Origin of the sequence: Exiguobacterium aurantiacum (genome assembly GCF_001766415.1) — a bacterium.
GTDB classification, from domain to species: domain Bacteria; phylum Bacillota; class Bacilli; order Exiguobacteriales; family Exiguobacteriaceae; genus Exiguobacterium; species Exiguobacterium aurantiacum_A.
Genome location: NZ_MKXO01000018.1, coordinates 1 through 1,840, shown reverse-complemented (window position 1 = coordinate 1,840; position 1,840 = coordinate 1). Strand labels below are relative to the sequence as shown.

General features: G+C 56.8%; 1 protein-coding gene. It reads left to right on the top strand.

Annotated features, from left to right (window positions below; genetic code table 11):
- The first annotated feature begins 175 nt into the window (after positions 1 to 175).
- Positions 176 to 1,825 carry an IS1182 family transposase gene (locus BJU60_RS14615; RefSeq protein WP_254281714.1) on the top strand — a complete coding sequence of 550 codons (1,650 nt, stop codon included), beginning with the start codon at positions 176 to 178 and terminating at the stop codon, positions 1,823 to 1,825.
- Positions 1,826 to 1,840 lie beyond the last annotated feature (15 nt).

Here is a 1,840-nt window from a genome sequence, read left to right as displayed (position 1 = left end):
GAGGCTGGGACATAACCCAGTAGATTTATAAGAAAGAGGCCACCGGGAGCGACTTGTTCGCTCCCGGTGGCCTCTTCTCATTTTTATGGGTTCGTGCACGCATTTCAGACTAAACAGATAGGGGCGACCTTTGATAAAGTTAAAGTGACCAAACCATAACTTTGGAGGTGCCCCTATGTACAAAGAGTATACCATGAACCAGTTGGTTTTGCCCCTAGATTTAGAAGTCCGTCTCCAGGAAAACGACGTCGCCTTCGCCGTCCACGATCTCGTCGAACAGATCCCGGACGAGGCCTTCGAGCCGTTCTGGCGAACGACGGGATGCCCGGCTTATCATCCGCGTATGATGATGAAGGTCGTCCTCTGCGCATACACCCAGTCCGCATTCTCAGGTCGGAAGATAGAAGGTCTTCTAAAAGACAGCCTGCGGATGATGTGGCTCGCCCAGGGCCACGAGCCGAGTTATCGGACGATCAACCGTTTCCGTGTCCACCCGGCCGTGTCCCCGATCCTGAAGGCGGCGTTCGTCGCATTCAGGTGTCATCTCGTCGAGACCGGCGAGATCGATGAGGAGGCGATCTTCATCGACGGCACGAAGATCGAGGCGAACGCCAACCGCTATACGTTCGTCTGGCGGAAAGCCATCGCGAGATACAGCGCCGCACTCGTCGAGAAATCGAACCAACTGTACGACGAACTGATGGCCGACCAGGTCATCCCCGAGATCGAACGGGAGAGCCCGGACGCGCTCTCGGTCGAAGAACTCGAACAGATCGCAGCGCGGCTCGAAGAGAAGGTCGAGTCCATCAACGAGGAGATCGCCACGGCGACCGACGTCGCCGAACGGAAACGATTGCGTATAGAACGGAAGATGCCCCGCCTCCTCCACAAACAGGCCGCCGACTTCGCCGCCCGGAAACGTCGGTATGAGGAACACATGGCCACCTTCGGTACACGGAACAGTTACTCGAAGACCGACCGTGACGCGACGTTCATGCGGATGAAAGAGGACCATATGAAAAACGGCCAACTGAAGCCGGGCTACAACGTCCAGATCGCAACCGAAGGTCAGTACACGCTCGCCTATGACGTCTATCCGAACCCGACCGACATGAAAACATTGATCCCGTTCCTCGATGAGATTGAAACGTTCCTCGACCTGCCAGCCTACATCGTCGCCGACGCCGGATACGGGAGCCAGCAGAACTATACGGACATACTCGAGCGCCGGGGGCGCGTGCCTTTGATCCCGCATACGATGTACCGGAAGGAACAGAAGAAGAAATGGCGTGAGGACCCGTTCAACCTCGCGAACTGGGCGTATGATGGCGAGACCGACGCGTTCACGTGCCCGGGCGGGAGAAGGCTCCCGTTCAGCCATGAGTCCCACCGGACCGACCGGAACGGCTTCACCCGTGATTTTCGTGTGTACGAGTGCGAGAGCTGTGACGGTTGTCCGTTCCGAGAGCTGTGCACGAAGGCCGAGGAAGGGAGACACCGCCAGGTCAGGGTGAACGGGGCCTGGGAAGAACAAAAGAATATGACGAGAACGCTGCTTTCGGATGAGAAAACCGGTGCCCTCTACGCCAGACGCAAGACGGACGTGGAACCAGTTTTTGGATATCTGAAGGCCAATTTAGGTTTCACTCGCTTCTCCGTCAGGGGAAAACAACGCGTGAAACGGGAGCTCGGCTTCGCCCTCATGGCGGTGAACTTACGGAAGTTCATCGCCATGGGCCTCGGGAGAAGTGCAAAGAAGGGGTCCGGCCACCGAAAATCGGTGACCGGACCCCTCTTTTTATTGAAAAGCTTTAAAACCGGCTAGTTATGTCCCAGCCTC

Coding starts and splice junctions, on each gene's coding strand:
- BJU60_RS14615 (WP_254281714.1), top strand. CDS start 176: ATGTACAAAGAGTATACCATGAACCAGTTGGTTTTGCCCCTAGATTTA.